The 709-nt window shown below is 47.7% G+C and carries 1 pseudogene; it reads right to left on the minus strand.

The window, feature by feature from the left end:
* Positions 1–709 (minus strand): annotated as a pseudogene (locus AAEZ02_RS21740) (hypothetical protein); the annotation flags it as partial.

Below are 709 nucleotides of genomic sequence, written 5' to 3' on the forward strand. Positions count from 1 at the left end.
ACAGCCGCAGCAACATCATCTGACTCTGCCGGCATATCAAACTCGGCGAGTAATGAATCGATATCATCTTCAGTTGACTCTTCAGTTGAGCCTACTGATGTCTCTGGCGCGTTGACAGCCGCGGCAACATCGTCTGACTCTGCCGGCATATCAAAATCGGCGAGTAATGAATCGATATCATCTTCAGTTGAATTTTCAGTTGACTCTTCAGTTGAATCTGCTGATGTCTCTGTCGCGTTAACATCCGCAGCAACATCATCTGACTCTGCCGGCATATCAAACTCAGCTAGTAATGAATCGATGTCATCTTCAGTTGAATTTTCAGTTGAGCCGGCTGATGTCTCTGGCGCTTTGACAGCCGCGGCAACATCATCTGACTCTGCCGGCATATCAAACTCGGCTAGTAATGAATCGATATCATCTTCAGTTGAATTTTCAGTTGAGCCGGCTGATGTCTCTGGCGCTTTGACAGCCGCAGCAACATCATCTGACTCTGCCGGCATATCAAACTCGGCTAGTAATGAATCGATATCATCTTCAGTTGACTCTTCAGTTGAGCTGGCTGATGTCTCTGGCGCTTTGACAACCGCGGCAACATCATCTGACTCTGGCGGCATATCAAACTCGGCTAATAATGAATCGATATCATCTTCAGTTGACTCTTCAGTTGAGCTGGCTGATGTCTCTGGCGCTTTGACAACCGCGGCAA

Origin of the sequence: Shewanella sp. T24-MNA-CIBAN-0130 (assembly GCF_040310185.1) — a bacterium.
Lineage (GTDB): Bacteria > Pseudomonadota > Gammaproteobacteria > Enterobacterales > Shewanellaceae > Shewanella > Shewanella psychromarinicola.